Origin of the sequence: Sphingomonas sp. BK345 (genome assembly GCF_014193845.1) — a bacterium.
In the GTDB taxonomy this organism is placed as follows: domain Bacteria; phylum Pseudomonadota; class Alphaproteobacteria; order Sphingomonadales; family Sphingomonadaceae; genus Sphingomonas.
In genome coordinates, this window is the sequence record NZ_JACHZX010000001.1 from 436,861 (window position 1) to 454,306 (window position 17,446).

The window sequence follows — 17,446 nt, forward strand, 5'->3', positions numbered from 1 at the left end:
ATCGAGTGCTGACGCGAGGAGCTGCTTGCCCGCGATGTGCACGGGTGTCTGCCGCGGCCCTACGTCGTTGCGTCGCGTTCGTCGCGGTCCCCGGCAGCGATGTCGTACACGCCACCGGGTTGGGCCGCGACGAACCTGCGGGGTGCTATCCCAGCGGTCGAGAGAGCCGTCGCAAGCGCGAGCCGGGGCGCCTCACGCCCTTCATCGGTCAGCTGAAACGTCCCCCAATGAATCCCCAGCGCCCGTTTCGCACGGACGTCACGGAAGATGCGGACCGCCTCACCGGGGTCGACGTGCTGCGCCGCCATGAACCAGCGTGGCTCATAGGCACCGATCGGGAGGAGCGCGACTTCGGCGCGCGGCAGCCGCGCGCCGATGTCAGCGAAGATCCTGCCGTCGCCGTAGCCCGTGTCGCCGGCAAACCAGATCGAGCCGGCGGGTGTCGTGAGATAGTGGCCCGCCCATAGCGCCATGCGAACGTCCGACGGCCAGCGATTGGCCCAGTGGTAGGCCGGCGTGAGCGTCGTGGTCACGGCAGGTCCGAGCACGATGGCGTCCCACCAATCACCTGTGACGCAACGCGCATCAGGGATCGCGGCACGCACGATCGCGTCGTTGCCGAGCGGCATCGCCATCACCGGCGCATGCGCCGCGTGCAAACGCTGGAGCGTCGCCGTGTCCATGTGGTCGTAGTGGCAGTGGCTGATCAGAACCGCGTCGATCGGCGGGAGGTGCTCGAAGGCAATCCCCGGCGGGGTCACACGCTTCGGCCCCGCCCAAGCGAAGGGGCTGGCACGGTCCGACCAGACAGGATCGGTCAGGATGTTGAGCCCTGCCGCCTGGATGAGCAGCGAAGCGTGGCCGACCATGGTGACGCGGATGCCGGAGACGCGGTCGTCCGGAACTGTTTGGGTGACCGGTACAACTTTCGGCCATCGCTGCGCCGCGCCGCCAAGCTTCCACCGCAGCATGTCCCGTAACCCGCGGTCAGTCGTCTCCTGCCCCGGGTTGAAGAAGCGAGCGCCGTCGAAATGGTCGCTTGGCGGGCCTGAGTAATAGCGGTTCTTCGTCACGCGTCCTTGGATACTGAGACCCTATCGTCCGCGAAAGTCGATCGTTCCCGCCTACGCGCCGCGTTCGGCGGCAGGGATGAGGAGATCGGCGACCAGCCGGTGGAGCGCGTCGATGTGGCCCGTGTCTCGGGTGCCGTTCGGGTCCGACGTCATCACGATGGTCAGCTGCAGGTCGGGGATGACATAGACCATCTGCCCGCCGAAACCCGAGCGAAACGTACGGCATGTCCTCGCATGTCGGTGAGGAACCAGCCGTAGCCGTAGGCCTGCCCGCTCCACGGCGAAACGGTGCGCGGCGTCCAGCTCTGCCGGATCAACGCTATCTGGCGGTCAGCCTCGACCTCGACAGCGAGCGACTGGCGTCGGTGCTGACGGACGTCGAGACGGGACTTTCCTCTGCCGAGCCAGCCTTCGCCGTCAATCCGGTCACAGCCGATCTGCTCGACGCGTGGCTACGCCTCCTTCGCCTAACAGACACGCCGCAAGATATCGCCACGCTTGCGCCGCTTTACGAACGCGAGATCCTCTACCGACTGGTGCAAGGCCCTCAGGGAGCTATCGTCCGTCAGATCGCACGGGCGGATAGCCGGCTCTCGCAGGTGCGTCGCGCGATCGCGATGATCCGCGATCAGTTCGATCAGCCGATCCGCAGCGAGTCCTTGGCGGAGGCGGCAGGCATGAGCCCTGCCTCGTTCCATCGCCACTTCCGTACAGCCACCGCGATGAGCCCGTTGCAGTACCAGAAAAGCCTGCGACTGCAGGAGGCTCGCCGGCTGATCGTTGCAGGACGAGACGTCGCCGCTGCAGGCTATGCTGTCGGCTATGAGAGCGCATCGCAATTCAGCCGTGAGTATGCGCGGCTGTTTGGCATGGCGCCCTCGCGTGACATAAAGGCCCAGAAGCCGCATTTCTCTGGCGGCGACGTACGAGCGGCCTAAGATATTGGACCCATAAACGGTCGCTCGCCACCACTTGGCGCTTTCCCGTAAGCGGTCGCTCGTTCGGAAAGCGATCAGCTTCCCATGGCGTAGCGCCGGCAATGATCCAAATACCCTGCCTCATGTCTCGCTGCGAGCGAGACGATGCTCTCCCACAGCCAGGTCGGCGTGTCGATCATGCCGCGCCGGTCTGCTTCGAGCACGTCCGCCCACTCTCGCCGTTCGGCTTCATCCATCTGGCGTGCGTGCGCTCTGCCGACTATGAAGGCGAGGTAATGCGAGGCCTTGATCGCCTGACTGTCGCTGAACTGGTCGACTTCGAGCTTGAGGTCCTGGGGTGATAGTTCACGGACAAACAGCGATCGACCGAACGCCTTCGTCGCCGTCATGCGATCGCCCAGATGTGGCGCCAGCGCGCGCGCCGCCGCGATGACGCGCTCGGCCGGATCCGCGGGCATCTGCGCACCGGGAGCCTTGGGTGCGATCGGGGCCGTCGCCTCCTTGAGGTCGAGCAGCGCATATTCGGAGCGGCCCGTCGCGTTCTTGAGCCCTGCCAGCACGGCGAAGCGGAGCAGCCCGAGCGAGCTGCACCCTTTCATCCAGTAGGCGGCGTCGACGAGCTTGACCGAGCGATCGCGATCCTTGCGGTCGAGCGACAGCAGCAGCGTGGAGACGTCCGGCGCGGTCAGCACCTCCGCGAGACAGGCCCGCTCGTCTGCCTCCAACGGCCAGAACTTGTCGCCGAGCGGGATGCTCGGCTCCGGTCCGTCCAAGCGTTCCTTGGCGAGGTCCTTCCACTTGCGGCCGAGCGCGCGCCGTTTGACGCTGCGGACCACGTCCGGTTCTGGCCCGGCGTCACCATCCCGCGGATCGGCCATGGCCTCGGCGTAGCCCTCGACCATGGCCTCCATCATCCGCGCGGTGATCACGCCCGGCAGGTCGGACCCGCGCGCCGCTGTCGAGAGCGATAGACCGAGGCGTATGAGGTCGTGCGCGGGATTGCCGATCACCGCCTGGTCGAGATCGCGCACCTGGACCTCGATGCGGCCGTTGCCATCGTTGATCGGCCCGAGATTGCCGAGGTGGCAATCACCACAGATCCAGATCGCCGGCCCCTGCGGCACACGCTTCGCCGCGGGCGAGCCGTCGAGCCACTCGTAGAACTTGGCCGTGTTGCCACGGACGTACGCGTGGGTCGAACGCGCCATCTTGAGCGTGCGCTTGCGCTCCAGAACGGCCTGGCGTTCGTCGCGAGAGGGTTGGCGCATTCAGGTCCCTTGGCTGCTGGCGTGCAGGCGTGAGGCCTGCGCTCTCGCGCTAGCGACGGGCAAGCGGTAGGTCACGCCGAAAGGATCGTCGGCCTCCGGCTCACGCGCGCGAACTTTCGTCATGGAACAAGGATCAGGTCGCGGCCTCTTCGAATGCCCGCCGGACCGCCGCAGGCGCGTCGCGTAGCGCAGCCATGAGCCGCTCCCGGTTGTCCTCGTCCGCCCCTCCGGCGAGATCGGCCATTGTCCAGTCGCCAAACACCCGCTCGGTGGCGACGCTGTCGTCGGCTATCTCGATCGCCTCGTGGCGGGGGTCGCGGGCAATCCGAGCGAACGTCAGCGCAACGCTGTCCGGCGGCCCTTCCAGCAATTGGACGTATCGATGGCCATCGGTCCATAGCAGCCCCGATATGCCGTCGAGACCGTTGTTCAGCCGCGACACCGCCAGGATCGGTGACAAATCGCGCCGACCATGGTTGCCGGTCGCAAGGCTTCGATACAGGATCCGACGATACTGGGGTGAGTTCATCAGCCAAATGTAAGGTCAACCCGCCGAACCGTCGATGGCAGATCGAGAGATGTGACCGCCGGTCACGGCAGGGGATTCGAGCCCCAATCGGCTTGGGCCATAACGACGGCGACCGAGCCCACCGGCTTGACTTGTGTTCGATAACGGTAGCCTAGCTGCCGTCAGCATCGCTAGGGGGCGATCGTCGAAAGCGGGGCGCGGGTGGATCACGACACGAACGCGCGGCGGGCAGATGCCTTGGCCAGGCTGATGGTGCTCGACACGCCCGAGGAACAGGCATTCAACGACATCGTCTTCATCGCCGCGCAGACATGCGACGTCCCGGTCGCGTTGATCAGCCTGCTCGATACCGAGCGGCAGCGGTTCAAGGCCAGGGTCGGCCTCGATGTGACCGAGACGCCCATCAATCAGTCGGTCTGCCAGATCGACATTGACCAGCCAACCGTGCTGGAGATCGCTGATCTGACGAAGGACGCTCGTACCAGAGACAACCCCCTCGTCACGGGCGACCGCGCCTATCGCTATTATGCCGGCGCTCCCTTGAAGCTGCGCTCAGGCGAAGTCGTTGGTCGGCTATGCGTGATCGACACGCACGCCCGCACCGAAGGGTTGGGTGAGGATCAGATAATGCTTCTGAGCGCGCTGGCGCGGCAGGCTAGCGACCACCTTGATCTGCGTCGCATCGCCCGGTCGAGCGACCGGCTCGCCGAACTCCAGACCGCGCTCGTTCAGGTCGGCGAGCGCATCCGCGACAGCGCCGAAGTCACCACCATGACGAGGGAAGCGTCGGCCATCGTCGGACAGGTGCTCGCCGTGACGCGGGCGGGCTTCGGACTGGTTGACGACGACGTTACCCATGTCGATGTCGAGCCGGACTGGACCGCTCAAGGCGTCGCCAGCATCGCCGGCCGGCACCGGTTCGACGATTATGGCGCCATTCGCGACCATCTCATGCGCGGCGAGCCGCTGGTCATCCCGGACGTGCTCACCGACGAGCGGACCAGGGACGCCCCCGCCGCCATGCGTGCCCTCGGCATCGGCGCCTTGGTCAACATGCCCGTGCGTCAGAAGGGGCGCACCGTCGCAGTGCTGATCGTCAACGCCGCCGCGCGCCGGATTTGGCTGCCCGAGGAGCTGACCTTCCTACGCAGCGTCGCCGACCGGCTGGAGGCGGGCGTAGCGCGGCTGCGAGCGGAGCAGCAGCAGGACATGCTCAACGGCGAGATCTCGCATCGGCTCAAGAACATGCTGTCGATGGTCCAGGCGATCGCCAGCCAGACCCTGCGCGACGTTCCGGATCGTGCGCCGGTTGAGAGCTTCGAGCGTCGCCTGGTCGCGCTCAGCGCAGCGCACGACGTGCTGCTGCAGACGAGTTGGGCCGATGCTGATCTGCGCGTAGTGGCCGACGCCGTCGTCGAGGCGGTCGGGTTCGGCGACCGCCTCCACATGGAGCGGCCGCCCGTGTCGCTCGGATCGCGACCGGCGCTGTCCTTCTCGCTGGTGATGCACGAGTTGATGACCAACGCGTGCAAATATGGCGCGCTCTGCCGCGAGGGCGGCCACGTCGATGTCGACTGGTCGGTCGAGACAGTGTCGGGCGAGCCGCAGCTGGTGGTGCACTGGCGGGAACGCGGCGGCCCACCGGTGGTCGCCCCTACCCGCCGCGGCTTCGGGTCGAAGCTGGTGCGGCTGGGTCTGGTCCGAACGGGCGGCGTCGAGCTCCGTTATGAACCGGACGGCTTCGAAGCCGAGCTGCGCGCCTCGGTGCAGCAATTCGCGCAGGCCTGAGCAGGACATCTATGACCGTGAAGCCCATCGTACTGGTCGTGGAGGATGAGCCGCTGCTGCGGCTGTTCGCTACCGACATGATCGAGGATGCCGGTTTTCAGGTGATCGACGTCGCTAATTCCAGCGAAGCGATCGCGATCCTGGAGGGCCGCGGTGACGTACAGATCGTTTTCACCGATGTGGACATGCCGGGCGGCGTCGACGGCATCAAGCTGGCCGCCTGCATTCGGAACCGCTGGCCGCCGATCGCTATCATCATCACCTCTGGCAAGCCCTGGCCGTCTGGCGTGACGTTGCCGCGTGAGGCTGTATTCTTTGCCAAGCCGTACCGGCAGGATCGGATCGTCGGCACGTTGCAGAGAATGGCGGCCTGAGCGACCGTACGAACGCAGCGCGCCTGGCTTTTGCGGACGGGCAGTAGTCGTTACGCAAGAGGCGCTCAGACAGATTACTCGCGCGACATGCCGCCATTTGGGCGGATCTTGAAGCATCCAAGACCGGTCACTCAGTGGATCTCGCCTCGCTCTCCAAATCGGCCATTCGTCCATGACGGTGCTTGCGCTTGGGAGAGGCTGGTAGGTCAACCAATCGCCACCTCCAAGCTCAAACGCTCACGTAAGCGAGTTCACCTGTGGGCTCGATCCGCCAGTGCCTTTGACGGCTCGCCTTGATCATAGAATGGCACTGCTATGCGCTTGCTGTACGGTTTATTATCCTCGTCAAACTTGCCATGGGCGGTTTCTTTGGCGAGAAAGCCTTGTTGCTCGAACCACGGCGTCACGAGCAGGTGTGGAACGGCAAGTGCGGCGATACCGGCGAAGAGACCGCGCACTCCACTAGGGTCGAAACGCAGCAGAAGCGCTGCTACCGCTATGGCAAGCGCGAGCGCACCAACGAAGACTGGAGCTACCTTCCGGAGATAGTCCGAGGTGCTCGAGAAGCCGAGACGATCGCGGCGCTCTGCCGTTTGCGGCAGCGCGTGTAGGATCAGAAAGCCAAGCGTGAAGCCGACCAACGGCGGCAACAGCAGCACCGCCGCCATTCCGCCTCCCAGGCGCAGGTCGCCTCTGCGCCATGCCAGCGCCATCAGCCCAGCGGCCGTTAGCCCCCCCGCTACGGCGAGCAGCGGAGCGTAGGTCGGCATGATGGACGACGGTCCACCCGCGGTTCGCAGTAAGGAGGCGCAACTGGCCACGTGGATCGTGGCCGGAGCGGCAATCAGCGCTATCCCACGCGCGGCCCGCTCGGCAAAGGATCCTCCCGGCGCGTCCTCCATGCCGAAGTGAACCGCTGAGGCGACGAGGAACGCCGGCAGCGCGACCGCCGGATCTGCGGTCCACCACAACAACGTCGCCATTGACACGAGCCCATAGGCGGCGAGGAAGGTGCGGCGTCGCACCGGCTCGACGATTGCCAGGTCGCCCGCGCCGTGGACCATGCCGACGACGCCGATCCCCAGGATCGCAAAAGCTAGCTGGACCGGTTCCGGCGCGAGGGCGGCTGCAACCGCTCCCGCAACCAGCCATGCGATGCCGCGGTTCACGCGCGGCGTTCGTGATCGTGTAGCGCCTTGTCGAGGTTGCCCGCCGCGTAGAAGGCGTAGATCCCCTTGGCAACGATATCCATGACGAGGATGGCCCAGACCGATGCGGCGTCGTTGATGATCTTGAGGCCCTCAGGCCCGATCAGGAAGACGATCGGGTACAGGAACCAGATCACGGTCAAGAAGGTGATGTTCTTGGCGTAAGCAGAGCCGATGGCGTGGCCACGCTCAAGCGCCATCGCGCGCAAGGGGACCCACAGGAGGTACAGGACGCCGACGAATGCCGCGCACGACCACAGATACCAGACCCACTTCACCACGGGCACCTCTGCCAGCGAGGAGATCAGGCCGGTGACGATCATCAGGACGTCAAGGACGATGATGGAGGTCAGGTAGCCGCCGACCTCACCGGTCTTGCCACGATCGTGGAACGCCGTCAGGACCAGACCTGACAGCAGAATAGGGGTCGTCACCGACCAGTCGGCGTAGCGAGCGAGATAAGTCGCAGAGCCGTCGGTCTTGAGCAATGTCCCGATGCCAAACGCCATCGCGAGGTAGGCCGTCGCAGCGATGAAGGGGACGGTTGCATGCAGGAGCGTGTGATGTCGCGATGGAGGGGCTTTACTGCCCTTCGCGTATATCGCCAGCGAGGCGAGTGACATGACCGCGAACCCGATCATGAAGGCAGTCTGATCCATAGAAGCGATCCTTCTCAGAGCTGACCTCGTGCCAGACCCACCGCCCCTAACGCAGATCATATTATACGATGCCAGACATGCTTTGAAATAAATCCCTTGGAGATTTACGAGCCGCTCTCGCTCACATCACGACCCTTCGTTTGACGCGCGATTATGGTGTTCGCGCATGGAGCGCGTGAGCGGGTGCTCCGAGTGCGGCCGCACGAGCGACAAGGCTTGCTGTCATGAAGGTCGTCCCTTGCGCCATGAAGCGGCGTGGCGTGGTGCCAAGGGAGTCGTTCGCATCTTGGGGAAAATGCGAGGCATCAAGGTAGCTGCTGTCGATACGGTCATATGTTTGCATTTCGCCCGAACTGAGAAGCCCGATGGATGAACGGAGGAAGCGCGCGCGTCGAAGCAGCAACTTCGGCGGCATCCCAGGCGCATATGTAGCGACATAGCGAAGCGTAGCCGACGAAAGCGCGAGCCGATCCGCCGCGTCGGCGATCTCGATTACTCCGTCGACCAGCATGATCTCTGTGAAGCGCCTGACGATGTCGTCATAAGGATGCTCATCGGCGAATAAGGGGGTCAAGATCGCGTCCAACGTGGCGGCGAGCTCCCTCGCATCGGCAAGCGCCACAAGTGAGTTGAGCAGTCGATCGGAAAGCGCTTCGCTCTTGATCGCACCAAGCGGTGACACCCGATTGTGGAACGCGGAGGAGGAAAGCGGGACGAGCCTGATCCAACCTAGGGCGGTCAGGCCGACGCCGACCTGGATACCCCCGCTTCAGCGTGTCGAGCCAACCTTCCAACTACCGCCCTTCGTTCATCATGTCCGCCGGCGACAGCGGGCTACCTGAACTCCGCGCAGCGTGAAACAGGCCTCCGGATGACGGGTTAGAAAGCACAAGTATGCGCTGAAATCTCGCGTGGCTCCCAAAGTGACAAGCAAACCCATACAGAAACTTATCGGGGACCAAGAATCAACGCGAAGATTAGGAGCGTAAGCGCACCGACAGCGATCACCGTCCAACTGCGCTGGATGACGAACACCTTCGGCGCATCCGGCCCTCGAGCCGCGAAACCGACGGAGATGAAGCCGGCCAGCCCTCCGAGGCTGGAAGCTGCGGCGGACATGATCGTGATGAACCATCCGACCGGATTGAGCAGGCCGACCAACGCCGCGCCCAACCCAGATGCCAGGTAGAAGGAATGTGCGATCCTGCGACGGGCGGGCCTCGTCTGTGCCCCCGATCCGAGCATATCGTTGAGCGCGCGGATGCCAGCTCTCACCAGAAGGATGTAGACCAAGACACCAACAACGATCTCACCCATTCGCCAAGCGCGCGCCATCGGCAGCCAGGAGAGAGAACCGCCCGGCGCGGTACCAAGATCGCCGACGCCCGTGACGCCAGAGAAGCACAGATATCCCACCACGACGAACGCCTCTCCGAGCCAGATTAACCAGAGCACGAGGCGGGCATGGTCATCTCGCGCTCGGCGCCACAGGAGGAGCGCGCCAAGCGACAGCGCGACATTGACCAGGACGCCGGCTACAGCGACGAGAGCGTCAGGCCAGCGGTCTAACCCTTCGCATTGGACGTAGAAGGCGCCGACCGCAGCGGTCTTGCCGCCCTGGAGTACGCACGCAGCGGCGTGGCCACCGATCTCGTGCCACATCGTCAGCAAGGGCATGAGCAGCATGCCCCACCCCGCCATCGTGAGCCAATCGACTTGCTGCTTCGTCGTCACACCAACCCCAATCTCCTCGCCTTGCGGAGCAGCTTAGTGTGCAGGCGTTTACGGGCAAGCGGCCGAAGAACCGCTTCGGCAATGAAGTGGCAAGTCAGTTGGGTGCCATGATGGTCTCACACGATTGACGGCTGGCCGACGAGACCGCGGAGGCGATCGGCAGCGTGAATTGCAAAGGCCCACAATCGGTCACTTGTAGGGTTCTGATCGGCTCCCGACTTCCGTCTCTCGTTCATGTCGAAACATGGGCTACGCTCGTCAACAGGACCCGCCCGCGACCTTGAACCCGTAAGGAGCGCAACCGCAATCTTGCTGCCCTGCGTCAGCGTGGCTATCCGACCGACCACGCTGAGCACCGCTGACGACGTTGGTGAATAACCGAGCTTCAAGCCGTGCGCGATCTCGTTGAGAACTCCCGCCTGACCAAGGGAGCGCGGCATCCAGCCATCTCGGAAGAAAACAAAAGAAGTCGGCTAATCTAAGTGCGTCCCTGAGCCAGTACGAAGGCCAGCACATCCGCCCATTGCGCGTCGGTTTGCTGGCGGGTCGAGCCGAGACCATGACCGGCGTCGAAGTCTACGCGCAGCAGCACCGGACCGCCGGTTGACGCATGCTGCAGCCGGGCAGCGAACTTTGCCGGGTGCCAGGGTGCGACGCGCGGATCGGTCATCCCCGTCAACGCCAGCACCGCGGGGTAGCGGACGCCCTCCTTGATCTTATGATAGGCGTCCATCGCCACCAGGCCGCGGTACTCGGCCCCGTCTGACGGATCACCGAACTCGGGGAAGTTGGGGGCGCTGTTCTGTTCCACCCCGGCGCGAGCGGTGTTGGTCCAGCCGACGTTGTCGATCGCGGCAGCGAAGAGGTCGGGCCGCTCGACCAGTGCGTTGCCGACCGCGATCCCGCCCGCTGAGGTCCCCATGATCGTCAGGCGTTTCGGAGACGTCCACCCTGCCCTTATGACAGCCTCGCTACCGTCGATGAAATCGCGCCACGTGTTCGGCTTGTTGGCCTTCTGTCCCGCGCGCCACCAGGGCGAGCCATACTCGCCGCCGCCACGCGCGTGGACCTCGAACATGACGCCTCCTCGCTCGAGAAAGGCGATCGAGCGCGGTGAGAACAAGGGTGATGCGGAGATGCCGTAGCTCGAGTAGCACTGCCCCAGCGCCGGGGCCGAGCCGTCGCGCTTCAGTCCGCGCTTGGCGATGATCGACACCGGCACCTTGGTACCGTCCCGCGCGGTCGCGATCAGGCGCGTCGACTCATAAGGCGCGGTGGAGAAGCTCGGGCGTGGGCTCAGCCCCGTGTCGACGAGGCTTCCACCTGGCTGCCAGCGGTAAATGGCGAAAGGCTCAACCCAGCCAGCCATGCGGACGTCCACGCCATCCTGATCCGTCGACCCGAAGAGTGCGTAGATGCCCGCGTCGAAGGGCATCTTGATATCAGTGACGCCGCCCTCAGGGGCAAGACGATGGAGCGTCATCGGTCCGCCGTTCTGGCGCGCGAAATAGACGCCGTCGCGCGTGGCTACCAGGCCGGCGTCCGCCGTCTCGATCGGTGTCTTGGCCTCCGCAACGACGATCTCCGCGCGGGAGAGGTCAGGCGCCGTCGCGGAAGTACGAAGGATGCGGCCCAGCGGGGCTCCCTTCTCCGACACGAGGTAGACGTCACGCCCACGCAGCGTGAAGCCGGTCACCTGGTCCTCCAGCCGCGCGATCGCGCGCCACCGCGCGCGCCCGGTAACGGCCTCGGCGAGTGGCGCCGCGAGCAGCGCGTTCTCGCGTCGCACGCCGCCGTACGGCAGAAGAAGCGCGATGTCGGATCCCGGGGTCGTGACGACGAAGGGAAAATCGATCGGCAGCAGCTTGTAGCCGTCGAGCGTGTCACCCCCACTCGCGATCCGCACATCCTGCCGCGGATCGGTACCCAGTCGATGCAGCCAGGATACCGTGTTGAGTAGATAATCGGGCGCGCCGCGCACGGCACCCTCGCGGCCGCGCGTGTAGAAGAAGCCCGATCCGTCCGGCAGCCACTGCGGGCTCGCAAAGCGAGCGCGGTCCATGGTCTCCGGGAAGTGCGTTCCGTCAGCCACGCGCATCACGCGGGCGACGGACTCCTCCGATCCGGCCGGCGACAAGCCATAGGCGACCAGACCGCCATCGTCGGAGGCGCGCCACCAGTCGAGGCTCATGTGCGCGCCGTCGGCCCCCGCTGTCGCCTCGGGATCGACGAGCAGTCTCTTCTCGGCACCGGTACGATCGACGACGTAGAGCTTGGGAACACTAGCGCCGCTCGGTCGAAACTCAACGAACGTGGCGGTGCCCGCCCGTTGGATCCGCGAGGCGATCGGCAGCTCGCCGGTCAGCTCGCCGATGCGACGCAGCAGCGCGTCGTGTCCGGGCAGCGCATCAAGCGCGCGCCGTGCGTACGCACCCTGGGCGCGCATCCAAGAGGCCCAGTCCGGGTCCTTCGGGTCCTCCATCCATCGATAGGGATCGCGCAGCGTGTAACCCAAGCGCGTGTCGACGGCGTCCACCCGCTTCGCTGCAGGTGGCTTGGCCGCCTGCCCACATGCACCATGCGAGAGTGACAGCAGCGACGTCACAGACGCAGACATGAGGAAATCACGACGATCCATATGCAGCCCCCGCTACATGTCGGCGCGGCTATGACGTCGTGAGCCGACAATCTACCTCGATCACGACGATGCTGACACAGCGCTTCAACTTAGTCGATGGGTTCGATGAGGTGCAGGACGGACCGGTCATCTGTTCATGTTCTATGATCGAGAACATCGATCGAACGTCCCGGAGTCGTAGCCGGTGCCTGATGGTGGCCATCGCGGCCGACTTGGAAGTCGGCATGCAAGGTCTTGGCCCGCGCCCATCCTGGTGTATGACCCTGCTATGTTCCGCGACGCCGCTGCAAACATTGCTGCCCACGCCGCCCCTCCGGAGTCCGATCCAGCTGAAGCTGGCGCACTCGACTTTGTCGTCATCGACGTCGAGACTGCCTGCTCCCGCGTCAGCAGCATCTGTCAGATCGGTATCGTCGGCTTTCGCGGCGGCGCGGTCGCATTCGAGTACGAAACCCTGCTCGACCCGCGGGATCACTTCAGCAGCTTCAACACCCGCATCCACGGCATCGCCGCCGGCCATGTCGCAGGCAAGCCGTGCTTTGCCGACGTGTACGACGTCGTCCATGGCCACCTTGCCGGGCGAACCACGGTTGCGCATTCCTACTTCGACAAAGGTGCCCTGGCGGCGGCCTGCCGCGTGCACGACCGGAGGATGGTCGAGACGACCTGGCTTGATAGCGTCCGCGTCGCTAAACGTGCTTGGCCCGAACTCACCAGCCATAAGCTCAACGTGGTGTCGGGACACCTAGGCATACCGCTCCGCCACCACGATGCCCTGAGTGACGCTCGCGCCGCGGGTATGATCGTTGTTAAGGCGATCGAGAGTACCGGCATACCGCTCGCGGGCTGGGTAACGCGCCCGGCAGAGCGACGCGCCGCTCCGGCGCCGCCGCCCGCGGCGAGCGGTCCGCTCAAGGGTCATCGGGTGGCCATCTTGGGCCAGCCTCGCAACGGCCCGCTTGCGAACCGGCTAGCGGGCGGTGGTGGGCGTATCGTCGCGAGCGTCGGCAGCACGACCACGATTCTTGCCGTCGTCGGCGAGGAACCGTTCGGCTATGCACGGTACGATGCGCAGTTCCGGCGCGCTTTAGAATTGCAACAGTCAGGCCGCGCCATCCGGATCATGTCTGAGCGCGAGATTCTAAAGTTTCTCGCCTAGCGTCGACGCGAAACTGTGGCCTCCCCGATCTGACACCCGAGCAGCTACGTTTCATCGATCACGTGACGCCGGAGCAGCGACGATCTTCCGTCGAGTGAGCCGAGCGAGAGGCGTCACGCTGGTGCGGTCCGCCTCACGACGACCTCGAGGTAGCTCACGTCGGTCGCCGACGCGTGTGCATGGCACGATCACCGGCTGCTCTCAGGCGCAGCAGCGCTTGTGCTTCTTGCCTGATCCACACGGGCACGGATCGTTCCGGCCGATCTTCGCCGCCATCATCGTGGACGGCGCTATGCGCGCCGCTTCCAGAGAACGATCAGACACCGCGTACAGGCGGAGCACCGCGTCTGTTAGGTCCCTAACGACATGGTCCTGGAGTGCGTTAATCTCCACGCTGTCCAGGTCGCTCTCGTTGCGGGCAATCTTGATGAGCGTCTCCAAGCGCGACCACGGCTGCGACAAAGATCCATCGCTCGCCAGCGCGCTCCACGCATCCGGCCGCAATGCTACCGCTTCCGCAAAGCCTTCGACCCAGTCTTCCCAGAGCAGCTCTCGATCCCGCTCGTCGACGTCGAGGATCGGTTGGAATTTGCCGCGGGCAAGGTCGCGGGCGATCTCTGACTGGCGCGCCAATACCGCCGAGGCAAACCACTGCACGTCGAGCGGATCCTCGAAGGGCGGCACGCCTTCAGTCTCCGGTCCCCATATGATCTGCATCCACTCGTTCGCCGGCGCGGTTTGCGGGGACACAAGCAGCCCGGTCAGAAAGCCGTCGAGTTCAGTCAGTAGCATTGGCTGCTCGACCGGAAGGTCCGCAAGCGCGCCATCCAGGCGCCGAAAACGCGAAGGAGGTCGCATCACAAGCTGATATGACGTCGACGCATTTCGTCCTGCGTCATCTCGCGCAATGGGCTGGGGTCTCTGTCGACAAAGATGTCGGCGAGATCGAGCAGATCCTCGTCGCCTAGAGCCGCTATCGACGCTTCTATGGCTGCAACGCGATCGAACATGCGTTCGACCCTCGCTTCGTGGCGCTTGATCTGTAATCTGAGCATGTGCAACCGCTAGCAGGATCGATGGCGATGACCAGTCACCCGTCGTGATGTGGGTGGATCACCCTCTTGGCGACTTTCCCTTTAACCGGGTCGACCTGCGGTTTGATGTCTCTAAAAAGTTGGTGCCGCGATTTTGAGGTTCGAATGTCCGATCGCCTGAAGGTTCTGCTTCAATACGCGCTGCCGAAGCAGCGCCTGACCGTGTTTGCGGGGCGCATCGCTAAGGCTCGGGGAAGCATGGTGACCACGCGGCTGATCCGCTGGTTCGTCGGCAGATACGCCGTCGACATGAGCGAAGCTGCCGATGCAGACGTCCGCAGCTACGGGAGTTTCAACGACTTCTTCACCCGCGCCCTCAAAGCGGGATCGCGCCCGATCGCGGACGCCGATTTCGTCTGTCCGGTTGACGGCGCGATTAGCCAATTCGGTCTCATCGACGATCATCATATCCTTCAGGCAAAGGGACATCGGTTCACCACAACCCAGCTGCTCGGCGGCGACGCCGCGTTGGCTGCTCAGTTCCGGCACGGCAGCTTCGCCAACCTGTACCTTTCGCCGAAGGATTATCACCGCCTGCACATGCCCTGCGAGGGGAAGCTCACGCGCATGATCTACGTGCCGGGAAAGCTCTTCTCCGTGAATCCGGTCACAGCGCGCGGCGTGCCCAACCTGTTCGCGCGCAACGAGCGCGTGGTTTGCACCTTCACATCAGGGGAGCATGGCCTGTTCGTCATGGTGCTGGTCGGCGCGACGATCGTCGGAAGCATGGCGACCGTGTGGCATGGAGTGGTCAATCCCAAGAGGACCAACGAAACCTCAATATGGGACTACACCAACGACGGCATCGTGCTGGAAAAAGGCGAGGAGATGGGCCGCTTTCTTCTCGGCTCCACCGTGATCATGTTGTTCGAGCAGGGCACCATCGCGTTCGATGAAGATTGGGAGCCAGAGCGGAAAGTGCGCCTCGGCGAACCGATGGGTCATCGCCCGGCCTGAGCATCAGATGCCCCAGCTTTGTCTGACGTAGAACCCAATCACGGCCATTCAGTCTCCTTGAAGCGCATCCAAACCTCGGTCATTCGTTCATCTGACTGGCGCGGCAGCCAAAGACAGCGCAGCGACCATGCGCAGGGTCGAGTTGTAGTAGCTCTTCGGGTTTGCTGGGCTTGGGCCGCCAGTACGGAGTGTCTTATTTGCGCTAAGGCACAAGACCGCTCTTGAACTCGGTGCGAATTGCAACGAACGGCGCTGATCCACGGTTTGTGACGGCGTGCAATTCTTCCGGCTCGTCTCTTACGGTCTGCGACTTAGCAAGCGCAGGCGCGTTAAAGCGTTCCGTTTCGACGGGCTTTTCATTGATCAGCTTGTATTTGATGTAAGTAATTGGCTCTGGTTGCTCAAAATACATCACGCTCGGCCAACGATGTTCGTGAACGGCTTCGGTCACGCCGGGCGCCACCTCGACGGGCAACACGCGGATCTTCTTATCCTCAAGCAGGACGCGATGACTATTTGGCGCAGCGGCAACCGCGTCGAAGCTCGCAGGAGCAGCCTGAATCGCGAGCAGCAATGCACCAATCATCGCGTTCCCCACTTCTCGTAGATCAGGTTGCCGTCAATCCAATGCCGCGGCAACTTGAAAGGGAGCAATCCGCAACGATCCACAAGCCGTCACTCAAGCCACCTGGCCGGCTAATCAACATCGGACATTCGTTCAGACGCGTTCCTGGTTGCGTTCTGGAACTGCCATTAGATCGCCGCAGCTTGAACTCGTATAGCCGCGGCAATCGGCTGCAACCCCGTCGTGGCGCTCGGCGCAACCACGCTGAAGCCGATGCCGCGGTCCGCCCAACTCACCTGCTGCACGTCATCGTCGCGTGTCGAGACCATGCTGGCGTCCTTGTCGATGTCCATCGGTCGACTGAGAACGGCGAGGCGGGCACGCGCGGCGCCATCGTAGAGCAGCAGGAGCGCCGGCCCGTGGGGCGTCGCCACGAGGCGCCCGCCGGCGAAGCGGTAGCCGGCGGCCGCGAGATCAGGCACCGCTACCTTGCTTCCGATCCGCCGTGACGCCCAGCTGACGAGCTGCTGCTTTTCACCGGCACCCATCTCGGCCGGGCGCTGCGCATCGGAGGCGTAGACCCGGTAGCTATAGCCTGCCTCCCGAGCTAGCGCGCCAATCCCGGCCTGCGGCGGCAGCGTTCGCGTGCGCACGCCCCAGCCACCGCCGAAGCCTACCGCGAGGAGGAGCGCCGCTGCCACCGCCTGGAACCATGCGGGCCGCGTACCACGTTGGCTCGCTGCGATCGCTTCGATCCGCATCGTGGCAGGGAGCGGCTCCGCGGCGATCGGGGCGAAGAGGCTCCTGAGCGCGCTACGCTGGTTCTGCTGCTGCCGCAGACGCGCCGCGATATGCGGATGATCAGCGAGGTAACGCTCCACGACAGGGCGGCGCTCGACGGCGAGCCGGTCATCAACCCAGGCGGTCAGATCGTCCTCACCGACAGGAGCCGTCACTTCGCCCTCCGCAATCTGGCACGCGCGCCAGCGCCGATCAGCTCGGCCAACCTATCCCGCGCGCGCGACAGGCGCGACATCAGCGTACCCACCGGGATACCGAGCACCGTCGCCGCCTCCGCGTAGGACAGATCCTCGACCGATACGAGCAGGATAACTGCCTTCTGCTCGGGCGGCAGGGCATCGAGGCTGCGTGACAGATCACCGTGCTCGATCGCGTCGGTCTGCTCCGCACGGACGGCGAGCGCCACCTCGTCCGCCATGTCGATCGGGACGAGCGTGGCGCGCCGCGGCGCGCGCCGGCCATGATCGACCAGCAGGTTGTGGAGGATCGCATACAGCCACGGGCGTACGGCATCACCGCGCCTTTGGCGCCACGACGAGACGGCGCGCTCCAGGCAGTCCTGCACGATGTCGTCGGCCAGCGCAGCGTCGCGCAGCCACCCGCGAGCATAGCGCCGCAGACCGGGGATGAGCGGCTCGATCAGGGCGGCGCGCTCGTCCAT

The 17,446-nt window shown here is 64.5% G+C and carries 19 protein-coding genes; 5 read left to right on the forward strand and 14 right to left on the reverse strand.

The window, feature by feature from the left end; genetic code table 11:
* Positions 1-59 precede the first annotated feature (59 nt).
* Both FHY03_RS01900 and FHY03_RS01905 read right to left on the reverse strand, forming a co-directional pair.
* Positions 60-1,073, reverse strand: a complete 1,014-nt coding sequence (locus FHY03_RS01900) for an MBL fold metallo-hydrolase (protein WP_183928420.1) — start codon at positions 1,071-1,073, stop codon at positions 60-62.
* 51 nt (positions 1,074-1,124) lie between these two features.
* A complete protein-coding gene (locus FHY03_RS01905) occupies positions 1,125-1,265 on the reverse strand; it encodes a hypothetical protein (protein WP_183928422.1) in 141 nt (46 codons plus the stop codon).
* 32 nt (positions 1,266-1,297) lie between these two features.
* Between FHY03_RS01905 and FHY03_RS01910 the strand changes: the two genes are divergently transcribed.
* Positions 1,298-2,011 (forward strand): AraC family transcriptional regulator, encoded by a 714-nt coding sequence (locus FHY03_RS01910; RefSeq protein ID WP_183928424.1) that lies wholly within the window; start codon positions 1,298-1,300, stop codon positions 2,009-2,011.
* A 74-nt stretch (positions 2,012-2,085) separates the two neighbouring features.
* On the opposite strand, the gene FHY03_RS01915 is transcribed toward FHY03_RS01910, so the two are convergent.
* Together FHY03_RS01915 and FHY03_RS01920 are read right to left on the reverse strand one after the other, a co-directional pair.
* Positions 2,086-3,279 (reverse strand): DUF2252 family protein, encoded by a 1,194-nt coding sequence (locus FHY03_RS01915; protein ID WP_183928426.1) that lies wholly within the window; start codon positions 3,277-3,279, stop codon positions 2,086-2,088.
* 133 nt (positions 3,280-3,412) lie between these two features.
* Positions 3,413-3,808 carry a BLUF domain-containing protein gene (locus FHY03_RS01920; RefSeq protein WP_183928428.1) on the reverse strand — a complete coding sequence of 132 codons (396 nt, stop codon included), beginning with the start codon at positions 3,806-3,808 and terminating at the stop codon, positions 3,413-3,415.
* A 201-nt stretch (positions 3,809-4,009) separates the two neighbouring features.
* Between FHY03_RS01920 and FHY03_RS01925 the strand changes: the two genes are divergently transcribed.
* Positions 4,010-5,596 carry a GAF domain-containing protein gene (locus FHY03_RS01925; RefSeq protein ID WP_183928430.1) on the forward strand — a complete coding sequence of 529 codons (1,587 nt, stop codon included), beginning with the start codon at positions 4,010-4,012 and terminating at the stop codon, positions 5,594-5,596.
* An 11-nt stretch (positions 5,597-5,607) separates the two neighbouring features.
* Positions 5,608-5,970: a response regulator gene (locus FHY03_RS01930; RefSeq protein ID WP_183928432.1), complete on the forward strand. Its 363-nt coding sequence runs from the start codon at positions 5,608-5,610 to the stop codon at positions 5,968-5,970.
* 251 nt (positions 5,971-6,221) lie between these two features.
* Here FHY03_RS01930 and FHY03_RS01935 read toward each other — a convergent pair whose 3' ends face one another.
* From FHY03_RS01935 to FHY03_RS01955, 5 genes are all read right to left on the reverse strand, one after another.
* Complete coding sequence (locus FHY03_RS01935) at positions 6,222-7,139, reverse strand: Brp/Blh family beta-carotene 15,15'-dioxygenase (RefSeq protein ID WP_311721283.1); 918 nt, start codon at positions 7,137-7,139, stop codon at positions 6,222-6,224.
* Positions 7,136-7,837 (reverse strand): bacteriorhodopsin, encoded by a 702-nt coding sequence (locus FHY03_RS01940; protein WP_183928434.1) that lies wholly within the window; start codon positions 7,835-7,837, stop codon positions 7,136-7,138. Before FHY03_RS01940 ends, FHY03_RS01935 begins: the two co-directional genes overlap by 4 nt.
* Before the next feature lie 151 nt (positions 7,838-7,988).
* Entirely contained in the window at positions 7,989-8,519 is a 531-nt protein-coding gene (locus FHY03_RS01945; RefSeq protein ID WP_183928436.1) for a hypothetical protein, read from the reverse strand.
* 266 nt (positions 8,520-8,785) lie between these two features.
* The gene (locus tag FHY03_RS01950; protein WP_183928438.1) at positions 8,786-9,571 is read right to left on the reverse strand and encodes a hypothetical protein; all 786 of its coding nucleotides are present in this window, start codon (positions 9,569-9,571) and stop codon (positions 8,786-8,788) included.
* A 478-nt stretch (positions 9,572-10,049) separates the two neighbouring features.
* Complete coding sequence (locus FHY03_RS01955; RefSeq protein ID WP_183928440.1) at positions 10,050-12,176, reverse strand: prolyl oligopeptidase family serine peptidase; 2,127 nt, start codon at positions 12,174-12,176, stop codon at positions 10,050-10,052.
* A 301-nt stretch (positions 12,177-12,477) separates the two neighbouring features.
* On the opposite strand from FHY03_RS01955, the gene FHY03_RS01960 reads away from it, so the two are divergent.
* Positions 12,478-13,368: an exonuclease domain-containing protein gene (locus tag FHY03_RS01960; protein WP_221189947.1), complete on the forward strand. Its 891-nt coding sequence runs from the start codon at positions 12,478-12,480 to the stop codon at positions 13,366-13,368.
* Between the two features lie 201 nt (positions 13,369-13,569).
* Here FHY03_RS01960 and FHY03_RS01965 read toward each other — a convergent pair whose 3' ends face one another.
* Complete coding sequence (locus tag FHY03_RS01965) at positions 13,570-14,226, reverse strand: UPF0149 family protein (RefSeq protein ID WP_221189948.1); 657 nt, start codon at positions 14,224-14,226, stop codon at positions 13,570-13,572.
* Positions 14,226-14,423: a hypothetical protein gene (locus tag FHY03_RS01970; RefSeq protein ID WP_183921527.1), complete on the reverse strand. Its 198-nt coding sequence runs from the start codon at positions 14,421-14,423 to the stop codon at positions 14,226-14,228. Before FHY03_RS01970 ends, FHY03_RS01965 begins: the two co-directional genes overlap by 1 nt.
* A 144-nt stretch (positions 14,424-14,567) precedes the next feature.
* Between FHY03_RS01970 and asd the strand changes: the two genes are divergently transcribed.
* The gene (gene asd / locus FHY03_RS01975) at positions 14,568-15,419 is read left to right on the forward strand and encodes an archaetidylserine decarboxylase (RefSeq protein WP_183928444.1); all 852 of its coding nucleotides are present in this window, start codon (positions 14,568-14,570) and stop codon (positions 15,417-15,419) included.
* Between the two features lie 202 nt (positions 15,420-15,621).
* Here the strand turns inward: asd and FHY03_RS01980 are convergent, their stop codons facing one another.
* From FHY03_RS01980 to FHY03_RS01990, 3 genes are all read right to left on the reverse strand, one after another.
* Positions 15,622-16,017, reverse strand: a complete 396-nt coding sequence (locus FHY03_RS01980; RefSeq protein ID WP_311721284.1) for a hypothetical protein — start codon at positions 16,015-16,017, stop codon at positions 15,622-15,624.
* A gap of 155 nt (positions 16,018-16,172) precedes the next feature.
* Positions 16,173-16,940, reverse strand: coding sequence for an anti-sigma factor (locus FHY03_RS01985; RefSeq protein ID WP_183921529.1), 768 nt, complete (start codon positions 16,938-16,940; stop codon positions 16,173-16,175).
* On the reverse strand, positions 16,937-17,446 hold the full coding sequence (locus tag FHY03_RS01990; protein ID WP_183928446.1) for an RNA polymerase sigma factor: 510 nt from the start codon (positions 17,444-17,446) through the stop codon (positions 16,937-16,939). The genes FHY03_RS01985 and FHY03_RS01990 overlap by 4 nt, the downstream gene beginning before the upstream one ends.

Coding starts and splice junctions, on each gene's coding strand:
- FHY03_RS01930 (WP_183928432.1), top strand. CDS start 5,608: ATGACCGTGAAGCCCATCGTACTGGTCGTGGAGGATGAGCCGCTGCTG.
- FHY03_RS01920 (WP_183928428.1), bottom strand. CDS start 3,808: ATGAACTCACCCCAGTATCGTCGGATCCTGTATCGAAGCCTTGCGACC.
- FHY03_RS01915 (WP_183928426.1), bottom strand. CDS start 3,279: ATGCGCCAACCCTCTCGCGACGAACGCCAGGCCGTTCTGGAGCGCAAG.
- FHY03_RS01940 (WP_183928434.1), bottom strand. CDS start 7,837: ATGGATCAGACTGCCTTCATGATCGGGTTCGCGGTCATGTCACTCGCC.
- asd (WP_183928444.1), top strand. CDS start 14,568: ATGTCCGATCGCCTGAAGGTTCTGCTTCAATACGCGCTGCCGAAGCAG.
- FHY03_RS01910 (WP_183928424.1), top strand. CDS start 1,298: ATGTCCTCGCATGTCGGTGAGGAACCAGCCGTAGCCGTAGGCCTGCCC.
- FHY03_RS01990 (WP_183928446.1), bottom strand. CDS start 17,446: ATGGACGAGCGCGCCGCCCTGATCGAGCCGCTCATCCCCGGTCTGCGG.
- FHY03_RS01905 (WP_183928422.1), bottom strand. CDS start 1,265: ATGGTCTATGTCATCCCCGACCTGCAGCTGACCATCGTGATGACGTCG.
- FHY03_RS01960 (WP_221189947.1), top strand. CDS start 12,478: ATGTTCCGCGACGCCGCTGCAAACATTGCTGCCCACGCCGCCCCTCCG.
- FHY03_RS01970 (WP_183921527.1), bottom strand. CDS start 14,423: ATGCTCAGATTACAGATCAAGCGCCACGAAGCGAGGGTCGAACGCATG.
- FHY03_RS01965 (WP_221189948.1), bottom strand. CDS start 14,226: ATGCGACCTCCTTCGCGTTTTCGGCGCCTGGATGGCGCGCTTGCGGAC.